The sequence below is a fragment of the Zooshikella sp. RANM57 genome (assembly GCF_050749885.1).
GTDB lineage: Bacteria > Pseudomonadota > Gammaproteobacteria > Pseudomonadales > Zooshikellaceae > Zooshikella.
In genome coordinates, this window is sequence record NZ_JBOIUB010000013.1 from 97,109 (window position 1) to 118,453 (window position 21,345).

At 39.8% G+C, this 21,345-nt stretch carries 17 protein-coding genes; 11 read left to right on the forward strand and 6 right to left on the reverse strand.

Annotation, left to right across the window (positions count from 1 at the left end):
• Position 1 precedes the first annotated feature (1 nt).
• The 3 genes from ACQ96U_RS22050 to ACQ96U_RS22060 are packed head-to-tail and all read left to right on the forward strand — an operon-like array spanning position 2 to position 5,200.
• Entirely contained in the window at positions 2-1,096 is a 1,095-nt protein-coding gene (locus ACQ96U_RS22050; protein WP_431723436.1) for an efflux RND transporter periplasmic adaptor subunit, read from the forward strand.
• A gap of 8 nt (positions 1,097-1,104) precedes the next feature.
• On the forward strand, positions 1,105-4,203 hold the full coding sequence (locus tag ACQ96U_RS22055) for an efflux RND transporter permease subunit (RefSeq protein WP_431723437.1): 3,099 nt from the start codon (positions 1,105-1,107) through the stop codon (positions 4,201-4,203).
• Between the two features lies 1 nt (position 4,204).
• Positions 4,205-5,200 carry an alpha/beta fold hydrolase gene (locus ACQ96U_RS22060; protein ID WP_431723438.1) on the forward strand — a complete coding sequence of 332 codons (996 nt, stop codon included), beginning with the start codon at positions 4,205-4,207 and terminating at the stop codon, positions 5,198-5,200.
• Positions 5,201-5,285: 85 nt separating this feature from the next.
• Here ACQ96U_RS22060 and hslR read toward each other — a convergent pair whose 3' ends face one another.
• Positions 5,286-5,693, reverse strand: coding sequence for a ribosome-associated heat shock protein Hsp15 (gene hslR, locus ACQ96U_RS22065; protein WP_431723439.1), 408 nt, complete (start codon positions 5,691-5,693; stop codon positions 5,286-5,288).
• A 48-nt stretch (positions 5,694-5,741) separates the two neighbouring features.
• Positions 5,742-6,401: a GMP/IMP nucleotidase gene (gene yrfG, locus ACQ96U_RS22070; protein WP_431723440.1), complete on the reverse strand. Its 660-nt coding sequence runs from the start codon at positions 6,399-6,401 to the stop codon at positions 5,742-5,744.
• 166 nt (positions 6,402-6,567) lie between these two features.
• Between yrfG and nudE the strand changes: the two genes are divergently transcribed.
• From nudE to ACQ96U_RS22085, 3 genes are all read left to right on the forward strand, one after another.
• Entirely contained in the window at positions 6,568-7,113 is a 546-nt protein-coding gene (nudE, locus tag ACQ96U_RS22075) for an ADP compounds hydrolase NudE (protein ID WP_431723441.1), read from the forward strand.
• Positions 7,113-7,952, forward strand: a complete 840-nt coding sequence (cysQ, locus tag ACQ96U_RS22080) for a 3'(2'),5'-bisphosphate nucleotidase CysQ (protein ID WP_431723442.1) — start codon at positions 7,113-7,115, stop codon at positions 7,950-7,952. Before nudE ends, cysQ begins: the two co-directional genes overlap by 1 nt.
• A gap of 243 nt (positions 7,953-8,195) precedes the next feature.
• Complete coding sequence (locus ACQ96U_RS22085; RefSeq protein WP_431723443.1) at positions 8,196-9,008, forward strand: sporulation protein; 813 nt, start codon at positions 8,196-8,198, stop codon at positions 9,006-9,008.
• Positions 9,009-9,028: 20 nt separating this feature from the next.
• Here the strand turns inward: ACQ96U_RS22085 and ACQ96U_RS22090 are convergent, their stop codons facing one another.
• The 3 genes from ACQ96U_RS22090 to ACQ96U_RS22100 form a co-directional block, all read right to left on the reverse strand.
• Positions 9,029-12,136, reverse strand: coding sequence for an efflux RND transporter permease subunit (locus ACQ96U_RS22090; protein WP_431723444.1), 3,108 nt, complete (start codon positions 12,134-12,136; stop codon positions 9,029-9,031).
• A gap of 69 nt (positions 12,137-12,205) precedes the next feature.
• Positions 12,206-13,573, reverse strand: a complete 1,368-nt coding sequence (locus ACQ96U_RS22095) for an efflux RND transporter periplasmic adaptor subunit (protein WP_431723445.1) — start codon at positions 13,571-13,573, stop codon at positions 12,206-12,208.
• Between the two features lie 280 nt (positions 13,574-13,853).
• Positions 13,854-14,621, reverse strand: coding sequence for a copper homeostasis protein CutC (locus tag ACQ96U_RS22100; RefSeq protein ID WP_431723446.1), 768 nt, complete (start codon positions 14,619-14,621; stop codon positions 13,854-13,856).
• 810 nt (positions 14,622-15,431) lie between these two features.
• Here ACQ96U_RS22100 and ACQ96U_RS22105 point away from each other — a divergent pair.
• The 3 genes from ACQ96U_RS22105 (at position 15,432) to ACQ96U_RS22115 (ending at position 18,357) form a co-directional block, all read left to right on the forward strand.
• Positions 15,432-16,520, forward strand: a complete 1,089-nt coding sequence (locus ACQ96U_RS22105; protein WP_431723447.1) for a lipase secretion chaperone — start codon at positions 15,432-15,434, stop codon at positions 16,518-16,520.
• A 120-nt stretch (positions 16,521-16,640) separates the two neighbouring features.
• A complete protein-coding gene (locus tag ACQ96U_RS22110) occupies positions 16,641-17,666 on the forward strand; it encodes an esterase/lipase family protein (RefSeq protein ID WP_431723448.1) in 1,026 nt (341 codons plus the stop codon).
• Between the two features lie 136 nt (positions 17,667-17,802).
• Positions 17,803-18,357, forward strand: a complete 555-nt coding sequence (locus tag ACQ96U_RS22115) for a zf-TFIIB domain-containing protein (protein WP_431723449.1) — start codon at positions 17,803-17,805, stop codon at positions 18,355-18,357.
• A 64-nt stretch (positions 18,358-18,421) separates the two neighbouring features.
• On the opposite strand, the gene ACQ96U_RS22120 is transcribed toward ACQ96U_RS22115, so the two are convergent.
• Positions 18,422-19,372: an ornithine cyclodeaminase family protein gene (locus tag ACQ96U_RS22120; RefSeq protein WP_431723450.1), complete on the reverse strand. Its 951-nt coding sequence runs from the start codon at positions 19,370-19,372 to the stop codon at positions 18,422-18,424.
• 110 nt (positions 19,373-19,482) lie between these two features.
• Here ACQ96U_RS22120 and ACQ96U_RS22125 point away from each other — a divergent pair, with 110 nt between their 5' ends.
• Together ACQ96U_RS22125 and ACQ96U_RS22130 are read left to right on the forward strand one after the other, a co-directional pair.
• On the forward strand, positions 19,483-20,115 hold the full coding sequence (locus tag ACQ96U_RS22125; RefSeq protein ID WP_431723451.1) for a helix-turn-helix transcriptional regulator: 633 nt from the start codon (positions 19,483-19,485) through the stop codon (positions 20,113-20,115).
• A gap of 61 nt (positions 20,116-20,176) precedes the next feature.
• A complete protein-coding gene (locus tag ACQ96U_RS22130) occupies positions 20,177-21,172 on the forward strand; it encodes a threonine/serine dehydratase (protein WP_431723452.1) in 996 nt (331 codons plus the stop codon).
• Positions 21,173-21,345: the final 173 nt, after the last annotated feature.

Below are 21,345 nucleotides of genomic sequence, written 5' to 3' on the forward strand. Positions count from 1 at the left end.
TATGAAACGTTCAAGAATACGGCTGTCACAACATACTACTAGGTTGGGCCGTGTGTTATGGATTGGGCTGTTAGGCTGTGCCTGGAGTCAGGCTCATGCGGATAGCAACTTGCAAGAGGTTAGCGTAAATAATAACCAACAGCCTGTTCGAGTTGTCGCAACCGCTGATGTGAAGCGTGAACTCCGTCAGTTACCTATTCGTACTGCAGGGCGTCTAAGCTACTCCGCAGAAACTCGACTGGCGTTTAAAACCAGCGGTCTTGTTAAGGCTGTGTATGTTGATGAAGGCGATAACTTTAATACAGGGGACTTGCTAGCGACGTTAGATAAGGAAGAAGTCAATGCTCAAGTCAGTTCAGCTGAGTCTAATGTAATTAAGGCTAAAAGGGATTTACAACGTTTAAACCGTCTCTATCAAAAAAAAGCGATCTCGTTACAACAACTGCAGGATGCACAAACAGCCGTACGATTGGCTGAGGCAGATCTTCGTATTGCCCAGTTTAATCAACGCCATTCTGTTATCAAGGCTACCCAACCAGGACGGGTTTTACAGCGATTATTAGAGCCTCATGAATTAATAAGTGCAGGTACACCCGCCTTTTTTGTCGCTTTGGGTAAAGATCAGTGGGTTATGGAAGTGGGTCTGGCTGATCGAGATGTCGTTCGGGTGACTATTGGTGATAAAGCAGCCGTTCATTTTGATGCTTATCCAGAAAAAGTATTCCAGGGGCGTGTTAACCAAATTGCCGCAATGGCTGACCCTAAGTCTGGGACGTTTAATGTCAAGGTTGAGTTAGATAAACCTCCTGTGGCGCTTAAGTCTGGACTTATTGGCCGGATGGATATTTTTCCCCATACCACCAAGCCACTTGCCTTTATCCCTGTTTCGGCAATGGTCACAGCCAAAAAAAATAAAGCGATGGTTTACGCCTTTGATGAACAAACACATCAAGTTCAGCAACATTGGGTGGACATCTCTGCCATGTTAGGTAGTGAGTTGGCAGTACGAAAGGGGTTGGACGGCGTACAACAGGTTGTCACTCTGGGCGCTAAGTATTTAGAAAACGGGATGCATGTGCGTCTCGCTGGGGAGTAGGTAGTGGTATGAAACTAAATGGAGGCATGAAGTTACCGCAGTTTGCCGTTGTTAATTACCAGTTTACGTTAATGGTTTTATTGCTGCTGGTGATATTGGGTGTGGTATCACTGATGACGATGCCGCGCTCAGAAGATCCACAAATCACCTTACCGATATCCACCATCATCGCGGTTTATCCTGGAACAGCTCCGCTCGATATGGAGCAGTTGGTTGTTGACCCCATTGAAGATGCACTTTATGCCCTGGATGATGTAAAAAAGCTCAAAACAACAATTAAAGATGGAGTCGTGACAACCCAGATTGAATTTCACGATATAGAAGATCCTGATGATTACTATGATGATGTTGTGCAGGCGATGTATCAGGCCAGAGAAGAGCTTCCAGATGATTTATTGCGCTTAGAGGTTTTGAAAGCATCACCTACGAATGTCAATATTTTCCTTACAGCGCTCACTTCAGAACAGGCTTCATTTCGTGAGTTAAGAAGACTGGCAGAGCGCCTGGAGTTAAAGTTTGAAAAAGTATCTGGTGTAAAACAGGCAGATGTATGGGGAATACCAAGCCAGCAAATTCAAGTGCGCGCTGATTTGGAAAAAATGCGTCAGTGGAATATTTCACTGGATACCCTGTTAAAGGCATTGGAAGCGGCCAGTGTTAATATCCCTGCGGGTCATGTTGATGCAGGGCAGGCTCGTTTTACGGTGCGAACCAGTGGTGATTTCAAGTCGCTGGATGCTATTCGTAAAACCATTGTTCGCGGAACGGACAAGCATGTAGTTTTTGTCAGCGATGTGGCTGATGTGCATTTTGCTGATGATGATCCCACACACTCAATTACCCATAATGGTAAACGATCCGTTATTGTCTCAGTTAAACAGCGAGAAAAGACTAATATTTTTCATGTTCAGCAGGGCTTAACAGAAACGCTCTCCACATTTAAAAAAACATTACCTAAAACCATAAAAGCAGATGTTGTTTTTGATCAGACAGCCAGTGTTGATCAAATGCTGTCATTATTGCAAAACAACTTGTTACAAGGGTTATTGTTAGTGGGTTTGATTGTTTTGGCGGTGATTGGGCTAAAACAAAGCATAGTGATTGTATTGGCAATTCCTTGTTCAATGCTGGTGGCAATAGGTTGGGTGGACCTTGTAGGGTTTGGGTTACAGCAGATTACCATTGCAGGATTAGTCATTGCCTTGGGGTTATTAGTTGATAATGCCATCGTCATCACTGAGAACATTACCCGATTATATCGTCAGGGAAGAACACCCCTGCAAGCGGCCATTGAAGGGGCTGGACAGATGGGGTGGGCTGTTGCCAGTGGCACAATAACCACCGTATTAGCCTTTGTTCCCTTATTGATGCTGGAAGGTGGAACAGGGCGCTTTATCCGCTCTCTCCCTGTTACGGTTATTTTAACCCTACTGGCCTCGCTGATTATTGCACTTTCTTTTACGCCCTGGTTATCCAGTAAAATGTTGAAAAAAACAGATAACACGGGAACGCCTGGCAACGCTGATCAAAAAACCAGTGAATTAGAAGAAACACGAGTTGCTTTATGGTTGTCTGTCTTTACCAACCGTTGTTATGTGCCTCTACTCAATTGGAGTCTTAAGCACCCAGTATGGCTATTGTTGTGCGTGGTATTGATACTTTCCAGTAGCGTATGGCTATTTCCCAAAGTAGGGGTCAGTCTATTTCCAAAAGCTGAAAAACCCCAGTTAATGATTAATATTGATACGCCTGAGGACACCAGCTTTGATACCACTGGCAGCATAGCGCGTCAAGTTGAGCAACGATTAGCACAGTATGCAGGTGTACAGAGTGTTATAACCAATGTGGGTCGTGGTAATCCTAAGGTCTATTACAATGTGGAGCCCAAGCGGGAACAACCTAATCATGCTCAGCTGTTTGTTCAGCTCTCACCGGATATGCAAGAGGAACTACCGGAATTTGTAAATACGTTGCGTACACAGGTCGCTGAAATACCAGGGGCAGAAATTGCGGTAAAAGAGTTTGAGCAAGGTCCTCCATTAGATGCGCCAGTCGCCATTTGGGTAGTAGGTGATCATATTCCAACGCTGAAAAAAATGGCGAATGCCGTTGCGGATATTATGCGAAGTACTCCAGGAGTCATTAATGTACGTAACCCCACCGGTGAATATAAAACGGATCTTAATGTTGCAATTAATCGAGATAAAGCCGGTTTACTGGGTATCCCTATTGTAAAAATAGATAAAACCGTCAGGACGGCCCTGTCGGGCTCATCAGTTGGTACATTCCGCGATGAGCTGGGAGATGAGTATTCAATTGTTGTTCGTTTGGCTGATAATAATAAGCCCACTCTGGATGATTTTGAGCGAATCACCGTAGCTTCTGTCACTGGCCAGTCTATTCCTCTACGTCAGGTAGCCCAATTACACTTCACCCCAGGCCAAGCCAGTTTTCATCACTATGACTTAGAACGAACAGCATTGGTTACTGCCGATGTGGCCAGAGGGTTCCAGGTTGTTAATGTGACTTCTGCCATCGAAAAACAGCTACAGTCTTTAACGTGGCCTACAGATTTTTCTTATCGGGTGGGAGGAGAAGAAGAGAGCCGAGCAGAGTCATTTGCAGGTATTACTAAGGCATTATTAATCGCTTTACTGGGTATTTTTGCCGTACTCGTGCTGCAGTTTAAGTCATTTGTACAACCTGTCATTGTTTTTGCCGCTATTCCTTTATCCGTAGTGGGCGTTTTAGTGTGTTTGTTTGCTTCAGGAAACAGTTTTTCTTTTATGGCCTTTATTGGTTTTAGTTCACTGGTTGGGATTGTTGTTAATAACTCTATTATTCTTATTGATTATGCAAACCAACTGAGAGCGGATGGCCTATCTGTTGTTAATGCTGCATTAGAAGCAGGCAAAACACGTTTAGTGCCAATTGTACTGACAACGTTTACAACAGTGGGTGGCCTGCTACCGTTAACATTATCAGGTAGTAGTTTGTGGGCACCTCTGGGGTGGACAATTATGGGTGGTTTACTGTCATCGACGATGTTAACCATTGTTGTTGTTCCTGTGTTATTTAAGTTGTTGACCGCTGAGAGCAAAGAGTAATTTGAGCGAAAGAACAGCATTCCCCGTCAAACGAGTGACAGCAGCATTTATTACGTTGACTGTTGTTGTCGCTTTTTGCCTTTTATTTCGCGATAGCTTAGCAATTCTGATTTATCACAATGCCTTAACTTATACTCGCGATGGTGCGGGTGTGGTTGTAAAAAAGGTAATGGTAAAAGGACATCGTGTTAGTTATCTGGAAGGTGGTGATCCTGAAGGGCAAAAAGTGGTTTTTGTGCATGGTTTTGCAGCTAATAAAGATGTGTGGCTGGAATTAATCAGGCTATTACCCGACCGCTACCACTTTTTTGCCATTGACTTACCAGGGCATGGTAATACGGATTGGGACCTGGAGAGTTACTCTATTGAAAACCAAGTTGCTGCTTTTAAGCATATTGTTGATGCACTGAAGCTTGAAACGTTTCACTTGGTGGGTAATTCGATGGGGGGGTGGATTAGCTTTATTTATACTGCAGAACATTCTGAGCAGGTTTTAACATTAGGGCTGCTTAACTCAGCAGGTATTGTCGTGCTGGATATGCCCAGTGAGTATGAGAAGCTATTAAAGCAAGGTAATAATCCACTTCTTGTTGAAAAACCAGGTGATATGTCAGCATTTTTAGCGTTTGTCATGTCCAACCCTCCAGAAATCCCCCGTATTATTGTTCATGCGATGGAATTGGAGCAGATAGAACATGCAGAGCGTAACAGGAAAATATTCAAAGACTTAAGGTCTTCAGCAGAAGTGTTTTACCAACAGCAAAAAGCGGCGGAATACCTTAATCAATTAAAAATGCCAACACTGGTCTTATGGGGTAAAGATGATCGTGTACTCTCAGAAGCAATTGCACCACATTTTCATCGTTATCTTGAAGACGTCAGTATGATTATTCTGCCTCATGTTGGCCATGCACCTATGATTGAGGCAGCACATCAGACCGCAGATGAACTTCTGCCTATTTGGCAGCGAGTCCCTAAACAGGATGACTCCCTTTAAGTCGAAGCGCTTTCTTTAATGAGTCATATGACGAAGCCTCTTATATTTAGTAGATTTAAACTTCGTTATACAACGCTTACTGTGGTTAAGCGCCATGATCTTTTAGTTTTCGAATATCACGGCGCTGCTTTTTGGTAGGACGTGAATCTGGGGCAATTTGACTGGCATTATTGGATTTTCGCTCAAAAGCGCGTTTTTCCCGTCGTTGGATACTTTCTTCAGTTTCATAATAAAGCTGTTGTGCTTCGGTTGCCCCTCGACGTTGTTGTGACAAAGCGGTTATAACCACTGTTTTATCATCCCAACCTTGACGAATGGTCAATGAATCTCCAACCACGGGTTCTTTACTGGGTTTAGTGCGGCTTCCATTATAGTGCACTTTACCTCCTTCTATTGCCGCTTTAGCAAGTGCTCGGGTTTTAAAAAAACGTGCGGCCCAAAGCCATTTATCAAGTCGTAATTTTTCTGAGGTTTGGTTTGTTTGTTTACTCAACGTTTAACTACCTGCTTCTTTTTTTAACAAATTGTCTTTTAGGTTTAGTTAGTCGTTAATCGGTAATAAAGATAGATAACTGTCCACGCCAAGAAACTCTTCTGTTGCTTTGGGGGGCTGCTTACTGTCAGGTCGTGATATTGCTAACAGGTGTTTAATGCCATAGTCACGTGCTGAGCGCAAAATAGGTAAACTGTCATCAATAAATAGCGCACGACTAGGATCGAAGTGAATTTCCTTAGCCAGGTGTTCCCAAAAAGGTGGTTGCTCTTTAGGGTATCCATACTGATGTGAGGTGATCATATGGTCAAAGTAATGCGATAAGGCAATACGCTCAAGTTTCAGAGATAAACTGTCTTGGTGGGCATTGGTTATTAGAACCACTTGTTTTTTCGACTGATGAAGCGCAGTTAGAAATACTTCTGCAGAAGGTCTTAAACTAATGAGATGAGCAATTTCTTGTTTAATGGCTACCATATCTAAATCGAGGGTTTGCCGCCAGTAGTCGAGGCAGTACCATTGAAGTTGACCGCTGGTTTGCATAAAGATAGGTTCAAGATGTTGCTTGGCTGCATCGAGACTAATGCCTTGTTTTTCAGCATACTTTGCGGGCATATACTCAAGCCAGAAGTGGTTGTCGAAATGCAGATCGAGAAGAGTACCATCCATATCTAACAAGACAGTATCGATGTCGTGCCAATTGATCATTCGTTACCTTACAGATGTAGTATGAAGTAAAACGCTGTACTTGAGTGTTCACCCTAAAATTATAGGGATGCTCTCAAGCATTGGTCATCAATGCTTGGGAATGTGAAACGTATATCTTAACGTAGTCATAAACTCATGTCCTGCAGGGATTAATAAGCATATGTCCATGCCTAAAATTAATCGTAAAGAAGTTGTTGCAGAAACAGCCTTATTTAGAGTAGAGCAGTTGCAGCTAACATTTGCTAATGGTGAACAACGAACCTATGAGCGCCTCGGCAATCGAGGAACGGGGCGCAAGGCGGTCATGATTGTACCGATGATTGATCAAAACCAGGTGGTGATGATCAAAGAGTACGCAGCAGGTACGGAAAACTATCAACTGACCTTACCCAAAGGCTTGGTTGAAGTAGGAGAAACAGTACTTGAGGGTGCTAATAGAGAGCTAAAAGAAGAAGCGGGCTATGGTGCTCGGCAGCTTCGTACTATCAGTGAATTTACCTTGTCACCTAATTACATGAGTCACTCGATGAGTGTTGTATTGGCTCAGGAGCTATATCCAGAATCTTTGCCTGGAGATGAGCCAGAGCCGATGGAAAAGGAAATTATTGATCTTCGCAATCTATACCAACTTATGCAGCGTGATGATTTTACTGAAGCAAGAGCAATTGCTGCGTTATATTTGGTGCGCGATATTTTACAACAGGAGCTGTAGTGAATAAGACTAAGTTAATTGGTGAGCTGAAAAAAATATGTCAGCAAGCCGGTGCTGCAATCATTGAAATATACCAACATGATGATTTTGGTGTTAAGGAAAAGCTCGATCATTCTCCTGTCACTGAAGCGGACATGACATCTCACCAAATTATTGTTGAAGGGTTACAGCAACTCACGCCAGACATTCCTGTATTATCAGAAGAGTCTTCAGAGATTCCCTTTAGCACGCGCAAGACATGGTCAACGTTTTGGTTAGTTGACCCGCTTGATGGTACAAAAGAGTTTATTAAGCGCAATGGTGAGTTCACTATTAATATTGCGTTGATTGAAAACCACCGTCCTGTTTTGGGCATTATTTTTGTCCCTGTAACGAACGAAGTTTATTATGCTTCTGATGACGTTGGAGCATTTTGGGAATCGGCTGAAGGTGAAGTGAAACCTATTCAAGTTAACTCACTACACCAAGTTGATGCTGTGAATATAATTGCCAGTCGCAGTCATATGGGTGAACGTCTAAGCCCATTTTTGACACATCTTGCAGAAATTCTCCCTGCTATAAATATTTCACATTTGGGTAGTGCATTAAAATTTTGTTTAATTGCGGAAGGTAAAGCTGACTTTTATCCTCGTCTTACGCCAACCAGTGAGTGGGATACTGCTGCGGCACAAGCAATTGTAGAAACGGCTGGTGGCTGTCTTGTTGATTTTAATTTTCAGCCATTAACTTACAATACTCAAGAATCTTTATTGAATCCTCCTTTTTTGGTTTTAGGCGATAAACATTTTTCGTGGCAAGCGGCATTGATGCCAGTATTAAAAGATATTGCTAAAACATGACACTTCCATTTGAGCACTAGAAAGTGCTCATCTACTCTTAACAATGTAACGATTATTATCGTATCTATTTTGTGCGCGCTGTTACTTTGGTGATTCAGGATTCAGTGTTAATTGTTTTTGAACAAAATAGCGGTAGTTTATAGTTTAATAATTTTCATTTGAAATATTTTTGAGCAGTTTGTAATAAACTAATTGTTACCATGACTATTTAACAAGGTAGAAAATTACTCAGGTATTTCACGCATGGCAATTTTACTTGATGGGCAATCATGCTTAAGTATGATTGCTGGTGTGCAGATTTTACTAAAAACTGACAAGCAGGTTTATTGCCAGGGTGAAACAATTAATGGCAAAGTAATGGTTAAAGGAGGGACTCATCTCCAAAAAGCACAACAGCTTAATCTTACCTTGCAAGAATACTGGGTTGATCTGAAACCTGAGAATGGTGTATTTCAACGTCGTGCTTTACGTAAGCGTCGTGATGAAATGATCGTTGCGAGCCAGTTTGAAATAAGACCTCATGACGAAACCGCATTTGATTTTTCTTTTCGACTACCAGAAAACTGTCGTTTAAGTGGACAAAATGAAGGATGGAGTTTGTACTTTCAGGCTGATATTCCTTTAGCACTTGATCCTGTAATGGTTTTACATTTACCGGTTATGGCGGTAGAACCTATTCACTATATATTACGTGCTTGTGAATTTTACCTGCAGATGGAGTTGTTAAATAGTGCTTATATTCCTGTTAATGACAATAATCCTCGTGGTGGAATGCAAATTGCCTATAAATTTAAAATGCCAAATAATTTGAGTGGGCGTTTAGATTGTATTTTTTTACTTATGCGGCAAGATGGTTGTCGTGGCATTTCTGTTACTTTCCGAAGATTTATGTCAGAAAGTGATTCTTGCAGGCTGTTTTTGAATGATGAATCTACTGATGATAAAGCCGTAAGGTATGTTTTTACCTGTGATGATCTATTTAATAGCAGTGGCCTTCCTGATCTGAATAATATTGCTCAACTGGTCGCTAGCCAAATAAGACAAAATTTTCTTTAGAGGTGCCCGTTAGTGATGTTTTACTCTATGGTTGTTTCAGGCTCAATGGATGTTACCCCAAAATCTTCCAGAATCATATAAAATGCAGGAAGAACTACTAATACAAGTACGGTTGAGGTTAATAATCCAAAAACAATACTGGTGACGAGTGGAATGAGAATTTGGGCTTGCATACTGGTTTCAAACAGTAATGGAATCATGCCCATGGTTGTGGTTAATGTGGTAAGAAAAATGGCCCTGAATCGGTCGCGAGTGGCATTACTGGCAGCTTCATGAACAGCGATGCCATTTTTAGCATGTAATTTGACGAATTCTACCAGCAGTATTGAGTTATTAACAACGATACCGGCTAATGAAACGAACCCCATCACGCTGGGCATGGATAAATCAATTCCAAGCAGAATATGTCCCCAGATAACACCAATGAGAGAAAGAGGAATAGCTAATAAAACGATGATAGGTTCAAGGTAGTTTTTAAATTGAAAACTTAATAAACAAAAAATGCCTAGAATACCCATCGTAAAAATAGTACCAAATGAACTTCCTGTAGTTTTGCTATTTTTCATTTGTCCTTCCAGACCAATCTCTATATCTGGGTAATTTGCTTTTAATGTTGGAAAAAAGTTTTTTTGTGTATCAATCAATACTTGGGCTGTATTAGCCCGTTTATCGTCTACTTCACCATATACGGTAACCGTTCTTTTCTTATTAATTCGGTTTATTTTGGCGTACTCACGGGCATAATCTATGTGAGCGATTGAACTAAGGGGAACCGCTTCATTTGTTGCAGGATGAATGATAGACATATAGTCAAAGTCGGTAAGCGTGTTTTTTGAGTTATCGTCAAGCATGACATGAACTTCATAGTCTTCATCGCCATATTGGATGCTTGCTACATTATTTCCTTGGTAAGCGCCTCGTAGCTGCTGAGCTATCATGTTGGCATTGATGCCTTTTGCCAGCGTGCCTTCCTGCATTTTTATATGAATTTGTGGCATACCTGGCCTTAAGTCATCACGAATTCCGCTGACCCCTTCATAAGCTAAAAGCCATTCTTGTAGGGCATAAGATGCTGAGGATAGTTCATTTAAATCATTTCCTTGTAAACGAATTTGTATTGCCTGACCACCAGGCCCTGACATAGGATTTTTGAACATGATGGATATAGCATCAGCAAAGGTACCAACGTTTTTTTGCCACTCCGCGGTAATTTGATTGATAGTGGCTTTTCGCTGTTCTACAGAAAGTAAATCCACACTAATCGTTGCCACGTGACTCCCTGATTCGTCCGCAACACTGTTTTCGTTATATTTAATGCTGTAATTTTGCACTAAAGGTGCAATCTCGTTTTGACTCATTTCGTTGTCTAGTTTCTTTAGACCCGCGATGACGTGAGATACAATTTCTTCTGTACGTGCTAACGGTGTTCCCTGTGGTAGCAGAATTTTGGCGTCGATATTATTGCCATCAATTTCTGGAAATGCTTTAAATTTTAGAAGTCCCGCCGGTACTAGAGAGAGTGTGATGATTAAGCACGCAAAAGTAAGTCCAATCGTCAGGTAACGATATTTAATTGAGCATTTAGCAAGGGACTCAACATTTTCTTTTAAACGCTCAAAAAGATGGTGAAATTTTTCTTTCCAGTGAAGTATTTTCGTTGGATTATCATGGTCTTTTTGAATGGCATGAATGAGATGGTTGGGCAATATAATAAATGCTTCTACTAGACTGACGGTGATAACGGTGATGAGTACAATGGGTAATACTTTAAGTACTTGGCCAATATCTCCTTTAAGAAATAACAATCCTCCAAAAATTAGAATGGTTGTAATAAAAGATGAAAGAATCCCTCTTGCAACTTTTTTGGTACCCTCAATGGCTGCATCAAGAGGAGATAAACCACGCTTATATTCTGCGGCAATACTTTCAGAAATAACAATAGCATCGTCCATTAAAATACCAATGGCAATTAATAAGCCGACCATTGAGATCATATTAATTGATACATCCATGGCATGGATAAACATGAAGCTTCCCAAAAATGCGACAGGTAAACCCATAGCCACCCAAAAGGTATACCTAAAGTTAAAAAATAAGAACAATGATAAGATGACAAGAATGATACCTTGCCAACTGTTTGTGAGCACCAGCTGAATACGGTCTTTAATAATTGAAGCAAAGTCATTGGTAATAATCAGCTCAATGCCATCGGGTAGAGTCTGATTTTCATTTTCGACAAAGTTTTTCACAGCTTCATAAATACTTAAGCTGTCATCACGTTTATTTTTAGAAATCTTAAGTATGGCGGCAGGACGTCCGTTAAATGCTATGGTATCTTCTTTTGTTTCAAAAGTATCAGTAATAGTTGCGATTTCTCCTAGTGTAACTTCTGCGCCAGAAGTACTACTTGAAATGATAAGCTTACTTAGCTCATCAGGGGTTTTTCGTTGGTCATAAAATTTGATTTGGTAATAACGATTATCTGTGTTTAATTCGCCTGCAGGTAAATCGAGAGACTGGTTACTAATGGCATTGGCGATATCCTGAATACTCATTCCATACTTTCTTAAATTTTCTTCTGCAATAGCTACTTTAAGAATACGTTGGGAGAAACCGCTGATAGAAACCTTTGGTATGATGGGGTTTTCAGCAAGCTTTGTCTTCATTATTTCTGCAAGCTGTTTGAGTTGGGTTTTGTCAATATTGGCACTGATTGCAATACTGACCACATCACTGGTTTGGTTAAGCTCTTCAATTACAGGGGATTCAGATTGTTGTGGTAGGGTATTCACGGCATCTACAGCATCACGAATATCTTGAATAAAATCGTCAAAATTACCATTTTCTGTCATTTTTAACACGAAACTGCCCATATTATCTGCAGCCTCACAGCGTGTTTCTTCTACAAAACTAATGGTATCAGTAGCATCTTCAAGAGGCAGACAGATACTTTCTTCTATTTCCTTGGCATCAGCTCCTGGGTAGGTGACACTCACCTGCACTTCATACTTTTCGATGCTAGGAAAGGTTTCTTTTTCCATTTTGGATATGGTCAGTAGTCCAGAGACCAAAAAAAGTATCATCAATATATTGCTGGCAGTTGGGTGCTCTGCAAAATACCTGATCATGTATGCCTCTTTAACAATAAAACCAATATATTTTTGAACGGACTTTTATAAGGTATTAGGTCATATCATCTATTTAAATGCTGACTCAGCATTAGCAAGTGCCAGGATTATTTTCTCTTGTGTCGTATTTAGCTTCGGCTGTAAGACCATTCCCTCTACAGCGGGTATCAAGTCTGTCGTAATGACTTTATCCCCATCACTAATTCCTTGTTCAACGACGGCAAGTTCGCCGATATTGTAAGCGACAATAACGTCTTTAATGACTAGTTGGTTATTTTTTCCTACGGTATAGACTTTATTTTGATGAATAACCGTTCGAGGGATCACTAGGCGCTCTCTTGCTGGTGCTGTAAACTCTACTTCAGTATACATTCCTTTGAGTAGTGGTGGACGTTTACCTGGAATGACTTTTTGGTATGAATCATCGACCCCAACAATGATTGAGACAGTTCTGCTGGTTTGATTAATCGATTCACCTAAACGAATGGCTTTTCCTTGCCAGAGCGTATCTTTAAATGCACCCACTAGTTTTACTTTTGCCTTTAGTCCCAATTTTTTGAGTACTTCTTGGGTTGATGGAATAGTATTTGAAAATTTTATTTCTTCAATTCCGGTTAATAAAACTCTAGCGTGAGAGACAGGAAGTTCTGCCGTTATTTCAACCCGTCCTATATTGGTAGCCGTGAATAGTTTTCCTCCTCGGCTAATAAATTGGTCTTGTTCTACATAAACCTGACTAATACGTGCATTAAAAGGACTGGTAATGACTGTACGCGCCAAATTATTCTGTTGCTGCTCAATATCCTGTTGCGCTTGAATAATCTGAGCTTCAGTCACTTTAATTTGAGCGGGTAACGTTTTTAGCGCATTTTCTAGTGTTTGTTTACTTTCTTGTAGTTTGAGGAGTGCTTGTTCTTCTTCTTCAACTAATGATTGTGAAATACTTTTTTGTTTAAGTAGTTTGCGTTTTCGTTCAAGTGCTTTTAAACCCAACGTATAGTTTTGCTCTGCAATGGTAAAAAGTGATTGAGTATTTTTTTTATCGGTTATTAGTTTATCGCGTTCTGTTTGATAAATCGCCAGGCTGGCTTCGGCTTTGGCGAGAGATAATTGATAATCGGAGGGATCTATTTTAATCAGAACAGCACCTTGATTAACACTGGCGCCTTTTTTTAACTCAGGGCTAATGTAGATAATACTTCCTTCAACTTGAGCATTTCCATCTAACGTTTTTTCTGGGCTAACCTCTCCATAACCAATGGCTCTGCCTTTTACAGGAATTGTTTTAGCAACGATATACTCAGCTAACTTTTGGGACTTACGATTTTCATCTCTTTTGAGTGTTTGATCTTTTTGTGTAATTAAAAAGGCAATCAAAACGCCGGCTATTATAGTGATAAGCAAACTGATTTTTTTGCGCAGCCAATGGCTTGTCATTGTTAGCCCCTTTGGTACAAAACAAGATACTGTGCGTAAAGTAAACGTTATAATTATAGCGTTTTAGCTTGATGAAAGCGTCATTAGGTTTTTATATAAATGTAGCAAAATTATTTTGTTACTAATCTTGTCGATAATGTATTGAAAAGCGTTTTAAATAAACTGGGGGGCTAGACTAGAAGTGAATAGCGTATTGCTGAAAACTACCCGGAGAGAGGGTAGTTTTCATAAGCCTTTAATTGAGGATAATGAGGCTAATAGTCAGTGGTGGTAAATAAAATTACTTTTGATTTAAGATCGCTTTGGCTGCTTTAATTTCTTCTATATCTGGTAAATAGAAACCAAACTCATCACCTGCAGCGTTAGGACCCATATGTATATTGGGATTCTGGTGTTGCATTGTTGAGGCAATACGTTTTCTTGCAGACATATGGACTTCTTGAGCAGGTACAGCTTCAAGAAAGGATTGAAGATTGCTGGCTTTTAGTCCACTGCCAGGCATGATGATCAACTGGTCTTGTGCCTGCTTGATAAGTTCTTGTAAGACACTGATACCATCAACAGCATGATGCTGAAATCCTGCGGTTAAAATTCGTTCAACGCCAAGTTTTAAACAGACCTCTAATGATTGAATAGGGTCTTTAGTCATGTCAAAGGCTCGATGCAGCGTGATGGATAAGGGATGAGCCAGTGCTATTAGACTATGTAAACGGTCATAATCCAACTCTCCCTCTGTGGTTAAGATGCCTGTTACGAAACCATTTAGCGTTGGAAAAGCATGTTTGATGGCTAACAGATCTGCTTTCATAACCGCAAACTCTTCATCAGAGTAGCAAAAGTCTCCTGCACGGGGACGTAGCATGATATTAATGGGTAGATTAATTTTGTCTCTAATATTGTAAATCAGCCCAATTGATGGCGTCAGCCCACCACAGCTTAACTCTCCGCATAACTCTAAGCGATCAGCACCTGCGGATGCCGCAATGAGTGCACCGTCGACAGAGTCAACACACACTTCTAGCTTTGTACAAGATATGGAGTCTTTCATGGAGTTACCTTAACTCTTGGCATGATTTACTTATAGCTATACCCTTCACGAATCATTTTTAAGGTTTGTTGTCAGCGTTCTTCACCTCAGTCACTTATTAATATAAGCTTCTGAGGCTTCATCACTTGACGGCCGCCCCTAAAAACCCTTCGTTATGGGTATATTGTATACTTAGCTGTATTGACAGCAAAATTTACGATTCTGGTGATTTTAATACAAGGCAGGTGAATGGCTGTTGATTACAGTCATATTGAGCGTCTGAGTTGCCTAATCTGTTTAACAATTGACTTGCTGTATTACTGGCTTATAGATGCCCTTATAGCCAATATACCCTTAGTATTGGGTTTAGCTTTTAGCGTTCAATAATATGTTGTGTTGCAGTTATAATGTTCATTGATTAGTTGAAGCGCTACTTTGTCTGAAAAGGGGTTTTTTAGGAATTTCTTATATTTTATAAGGTTGCTGTTATTTTTATACATAATACAGTAGTCAGTATAAATGTTAAAAACATGATGCTTGTCACACATATTTATGTATATTCTGTTCCAAATAAAAATTCTATTTAATAAAATTTAAGGAACCATACGGCTTATAGCTTATAACTTGCTTATAGGCATACTCTCAAAAAGTACATTTTTAGAGGTGCCCTTATGATAAAGTGTATTTGAGACTCATAGCAGTAAGAAAAACACTGCAAAAGTTTTGTATTAGTTATTGATAAGCTGTATTTCCACCCTCCATAGTGGTCCTAATGCACCCTAACTGTTTGCCAGGATGGGGATATTTTCTGTAACTACATGGAATGTCACTATGAAACGTGCTTGGTACTATATTCTGCCACCAGCTGTGATTGTTGCATATGCCAGTATTGCGACCTTACAAAAGGGACAGCATTCATTGCAGCAATCTAAATCAGAGCCTGTAGTTCAACAAGGTATGATAACTCAGCAACGTCAACAGATAACGTTAAATAAAAATGAACAATCCAGTGAACGTATTGCTGTCAATGAGAATAACACCAACCAAACTTCAAAAATAAAAGCGCTTTTACCTTCATCTTGGGAAGGAACACGCATTGACGGGCGACTACAAATAGATGAAGCAGGCCATCTTGTTGTAGAACAAGAAACAAAAGATTTATTTGATTATTTTTTGTCTGCAACAGGGGAGGTTCCCACTGAAGAGCTTATTATAAAGCTTCAGCATTATTTAACTGAAAACCTACCCTCTCCAGCAAGAGAGGAAGGGTTAAGCTTGCTGAGCGATTATATTAGTTATCGCGTCGAATTGTCTAACTATCAAGAACAGTATGCAAATATACATTTAAATGGAAATGTAGAACCAACACAGGTTAATTTTCAAAATAATGTAGGACAACTTCAAGCTCATTTCGAACACTTATATCAATTACGGCGAGATAAGCTTGGAATGGAAGCTGCAGACGCTTTTTTCGGGTTGGAGGAAGAGTATGATCAGTATCAACTACAAAAAATTAAAATAGCCCAGAATGAGTCGCTTTCCTCTACAGAAAAACAGGCTGAATATACTCGTATATTGGATGAAATACCTACTCAAGTCAGGTTTATTGTCGCGCCTGAACAAGTTATGAATCAGCTTAGTAATATTGATCAGCAGTATGTATCTGAAACTGAACGTTACCAAGCGAGAAGTGAGTTATTAGGCAATGAGGCTGCACAAAGACTTGCAGTACTTGATAAAAAAAGAAAACAATGGAAGTCCCGACTTTCAACCTTTAGAACAATGAAGGCAGAAATCGAACATGCTGGACTATCCACTAGTGACCAACAATTGGCAATTAACCAATTACTCAATCAGCAGTTTAGTTCTGACGAACGTAAACGTGTTGCTGCTATTGAAAATATAAGTACTCCCTATTAATTATCTAAATATACCCTTCACTGTGGGTATAAATTTTCTGTACTCGCTTCGCAAGAAATACATAACTATAGCGAAGTTTTTTGATGTAGATGTTTGTTGTTTTAAAAGAGGAGATTATCAATGAAAAAAACACTATCAGCAGTAGCTGTTAGCGTTGCTTTGGCAACGACAAGTACTGCACATGCTGGTTGGTTAAACTGGGTTAAGTTTATCAATCAATTGACTGAGCCTACAGTGCAAGAAAATTATACGAAAACAGCTCATCCTATTGTGCTTGTACATGGAACAATGGGTTTTAAATCCATTAAAGGCGTTGATTACTTCTATGGTATCGCGCAATCACTGCGTAGAAGTGGTGCAACAGTATTTACTGCAAATTTGAGTGCACTTGAGTCTGATGAAGCACGTGGTGAACAGTTAATTGAACAGCTGGAAAAATGGCAGGCAATTAATGGTGCGACAGGTTTTAATCTAATTGGCCATGCACAAGGTGGTAATACGATTCGTTATGTTGCTGCGGTACGTCCAGATTTGGTTAAGTCAGTAACCGCCATTGGAACACCTGTTAATGGTAGTATTTTTGCGGATAAGGTGTTAGGCGTATTTAAAAAACTGGATGAAAAACAGCCATTATTAGGTAAAGTGACAAAATTTGTAGGTCAGCTTATTACGAATGGTGCAATCACCTTGGTGGATAATGCTGTTGCAGATAACCCTTCAGGAAAGAGTCAAAATATTGCTAATGTGTTGACTGCGCTTAGTACTGAAAAAATGCAATCATTTAATGAAAAATACAGTGCCGCATTACCTTTAACTCCCTGTGGAGAAGGTGAAGCCGTAGTTAATGGCGTACATTATTACTCTTGGGGAGGGAATAAATCGTATACTAATCCCGTTGATCCTTCTGATTATATTATGTTAGGTACAGCATTAATGTTTGGTAAGCACGGCGATGCAAATACGCCTAAACATGATGGTCTGGTTAGCAGTTGTAATATGCATTTAGGAAAAGTAATTCGAGATGATTATAAACTTAATCATTTAGATGAAATTAATCAGGTAATGGGTATGTATGGATTTTTTAATACCAATCCCATTAGTATCTATCGACAACATGCTAATCGTTTACAGCAAGCAGGTTTGTAGAAAACGTTGATTATCTGTGTTGATAGATTATTTTTCTTGCAAAACAAGGCAAAGAGACGGTTATCGAAATAATTGCGTAATGGATGCGTTTTTGCTATTAATAAACTCATCTACTGGACGGCATTAGGAGTGCGTTATGTTGAAATGTACCAGCTGTCGTCAAGGTTCGTTGACGCCAGGTTATTTGGATATGCTGTTTCCTTGCCATATATGTGATCATTGTGGTGGCAACTGGGTCTTATTGAAAGACTATTTACGCTGGAAAGAGGCAAATCCAGATTACCAGTTTGAACAGGCAAATATAGATGTAGAAGCCGAAGATTCTAAACGAGCGATGACCTGTCCTCAAACAGGAAAACTGATGGTTAAGTATCGTATTTCTAAAGATACCGACCATCGTTTGGATTTAAGTCCTGATGTGCACGGCATTTGGTTAGATAAAGGTGAGTGGGAATTACTCAAAAAAGCAGGACTGGCTGGAAACCTTAATGCTATTTTTACAGATCCTTGGCAACGAAAAATAAGAGAAGCCAATGCTAAAGAGGTCTTTGAACAGCTATATAAAGAACAGTTTGGTGAGGATGATTATCAAAAAATAAAACAGACTCGTGACTGGTTGAGTCAGCATCCAAAGCGAAGTGATTTAATTGCCTATTTGGTGGCTGATGATCCTTACTCTGCCAATCGTTAGTGATGATTGGTTAAGCTAAAATAGCCTCGTTAAAAAATAGTGAGGCTATTTTTTGTGTCATAAATTACCTTTTTTTAATTGATTCATACACGGTTGTCGCAATGGCAATATCTTGTACGGCAACCCCTGTTAAATCACAAATAGAAATTGCTGTAGATGAGCGTTTTATAGCGCTGGGATTATCTAGAATTACGCCTAACTCAACAATTTTCTCACTTTCAATTTGTCCTGCTTGGAAGGCATGTGCTGTTTCGCCATGATCACAGCACTGATCTTTACTGTCCACAACCAGTATATCTGCTGCCACAACGAGCGATGTTTCTAGCTCTTGTTTACCTTCTGCATCTGCACCTACTGCTGTAATATGGGTTCCTGGTTGTACCCATGCTGAATTAATAATGGGTTGCCTACTGGGGGTTGTCGTCACAATTAACTGGCTTTCACTGACGGTCTGCTCAGGCTCTGTTGAAGGTATAACTTGAAAGCCAAACTCGGCCATTTCCTCTGCAAATTTTTCGCTGTTATGCAAGGATGGACTCCAAACGCTGACTTTTTTACAGGAAGTCGCATAACTAAGCCACCGTAGTTGATGTCTTGCCTGAATGCCACAGCCGATAAAGCCAATTTGTTCTATATTTTTAGGTGCTAGTTGTATTACTGCCAGCGCACCTGCAATAGCGGTTCGAGTATCAGTGAGCCAGCCTTCATCTTGTAAAAGCGCTAATGGTTGTCCTGTTTGGGATGACATGACCAACATTAAACCGTCACTGGTGGGTAGATTAACAAGATGGTTTTTAAAGAAACCTGTAGCCACTTTAATGACAAAGTAAGGCGATTCATTGATATAACCATACTTAATATGACAATCACCTGGTGGCTCCTTAAATCCAAGATAGCCTACGGGAGGTACATCAACCTTTTGCTTTGAATAAGCAATAAAACCCTCTTTAATGCTTTGAAGTGCGGCTTCTGGAGAAAATACAGCCTGTATTTGGCTAAGTGTTATGACATCCATACTTATCCCTTTTTAATCACAAACGACTGAGAAGTATAATTTATACTTTACAATCTAATATAGACTTTATAGTATAGATTATCAATAGTAAGTATGTTTTGGTAAAGCTAATGAAAAAACAACAGACGATTAATGATCAATCAATGTTATTAGCGCCTTACTTTGCTGTTGCTGACGGTATAGCGGCATTATTTCATCCTTATGCAGAGGTGGTGATACACAATTTAGCAACTGATACAGTAGTGTATGTAGCAAATAACTTCTCAAAGCGGGAGCTAAACGAGAAATCAAATTTAGATGAGACGCAGTTTAGTCCGGGGCAAACAGTCATAGGTCCTTATGAAAAGCTGAACTGGGATGGACGTAAATTAAAAAGTATCAGTGTATTACTTAAAACTCCTGATCAGAAGAATATTGGACTGCTATGCATCAACTTGGATGTATCTGCAATGAATAGTTTGCAACAAGCACTTCAGCTTTTTCTAAAGCCTGAATCGTTGGTTCCACAGCCTGATGAATTATTTCAGGATGACTGGCAAGAAAAAATTAATGTATTTGTCCATGGCTGGTTGCGATCACACCAATTAACATTGAATACACTATCACGAGAAGAAAAAAAAGAACTTGTTGCGACGTTATTTGAGCAGGGTGCATTTCAGAAAAAAAATGCTGCTGACTATATAGCAAATGTAATTGGTTTAAGTCGGGCAACAGTATTCAACTACTTAAAAGAATTACGTTAACAATTGAAAATCTTCTTTAAATAATTCGTTTAAGAAAATATATGAATAAGGGATAGCTTTTATGCACATTACCAAAGAACTCATTGAAAACACATATAATCAAATAAGTCCGTGGTTAAGAACAACTGCTTTGGATTATAGTATCGAATTAAGTGAAAAAACGGGTGTTAATGTTTGGTTAAAAAAAGAATATCAGCAATTTACTGGTTCATTTAAGCTAAGAGGTGCTTTAAGTTGCATTAGTCAGCTAAATCAAGCACAAAAAGATGCAGGCGTTATCACTGCATCCTCTGGAAATCATGGTTTAGGTGTGGCAATGGCAGGCAAAATAACGGGTACTAATGTGACCGTATATTTGCCAGAAAACACCTCAATAGTAAAATTAAAAGCATTACAGTATTTAAATGCCAATGTCATTGTGGTTGATGGTGACTGTTTACTTGCAGAACAACAAGCTGCTAAGCAGGCTAAAGAAAAAGGTTGTTATTATGTTTCACCCTACAATGATCCTTATGTTATTGCAGGTCAGGCAACGTTAGGAATGGAAATACACCAACAGTTGCCCAATGCTGATGCAGTATTTGTCAGTGTAGGTGGTGGTGGACTGATAAGTGGTATTGGTTCTTATTACAATGAGAGCCAACTAGAAACAGAGCAAGTAACAGAGAAAGTTACAAAAATAGTCGGGTGCTGGCCAGAGAATGCTCAAGCTTTATTAAAGTGTCTGGAACATGGTGAAGTAATTGAAGTTGAAGAGCAACCGACACTTTCAGAATCTACGGCAGGTGGTGTGGAGCCAGGAAGTATAACCTTTCCTATTGCACAAAAAGTGGTTGATAAATGCTATACAGTTTCTGAGCTAGAAATAGGTCAGGCGATGTATGCACTAGGGAAGTATGAACGGGAAATAGTAGAAGGTTCTGCTGGCGTTGCCATGGCGGCACTAATGCAACAGGCTGACCAATATAAGGGTAAAGATGTTGTTGTAGTACTTTGCGGTAAAAATATAGCGTTTGATAAGTGGTTACAGGTCATTAAGCAACACGAAGATCAGTAATTTATAAACGAACTAACATATAGTCAGTGAGTGCCTTCTATACGGATGGTCTGATAAATTATACCGTTTATCTGGGTTATTGGCAAAAGATATACTAAGAAATTTGTATAACTATCTGATTATAAAAGAAAAAATAAGGCCTGATTGAATACGGGTATTGTGCAGTTCGGATT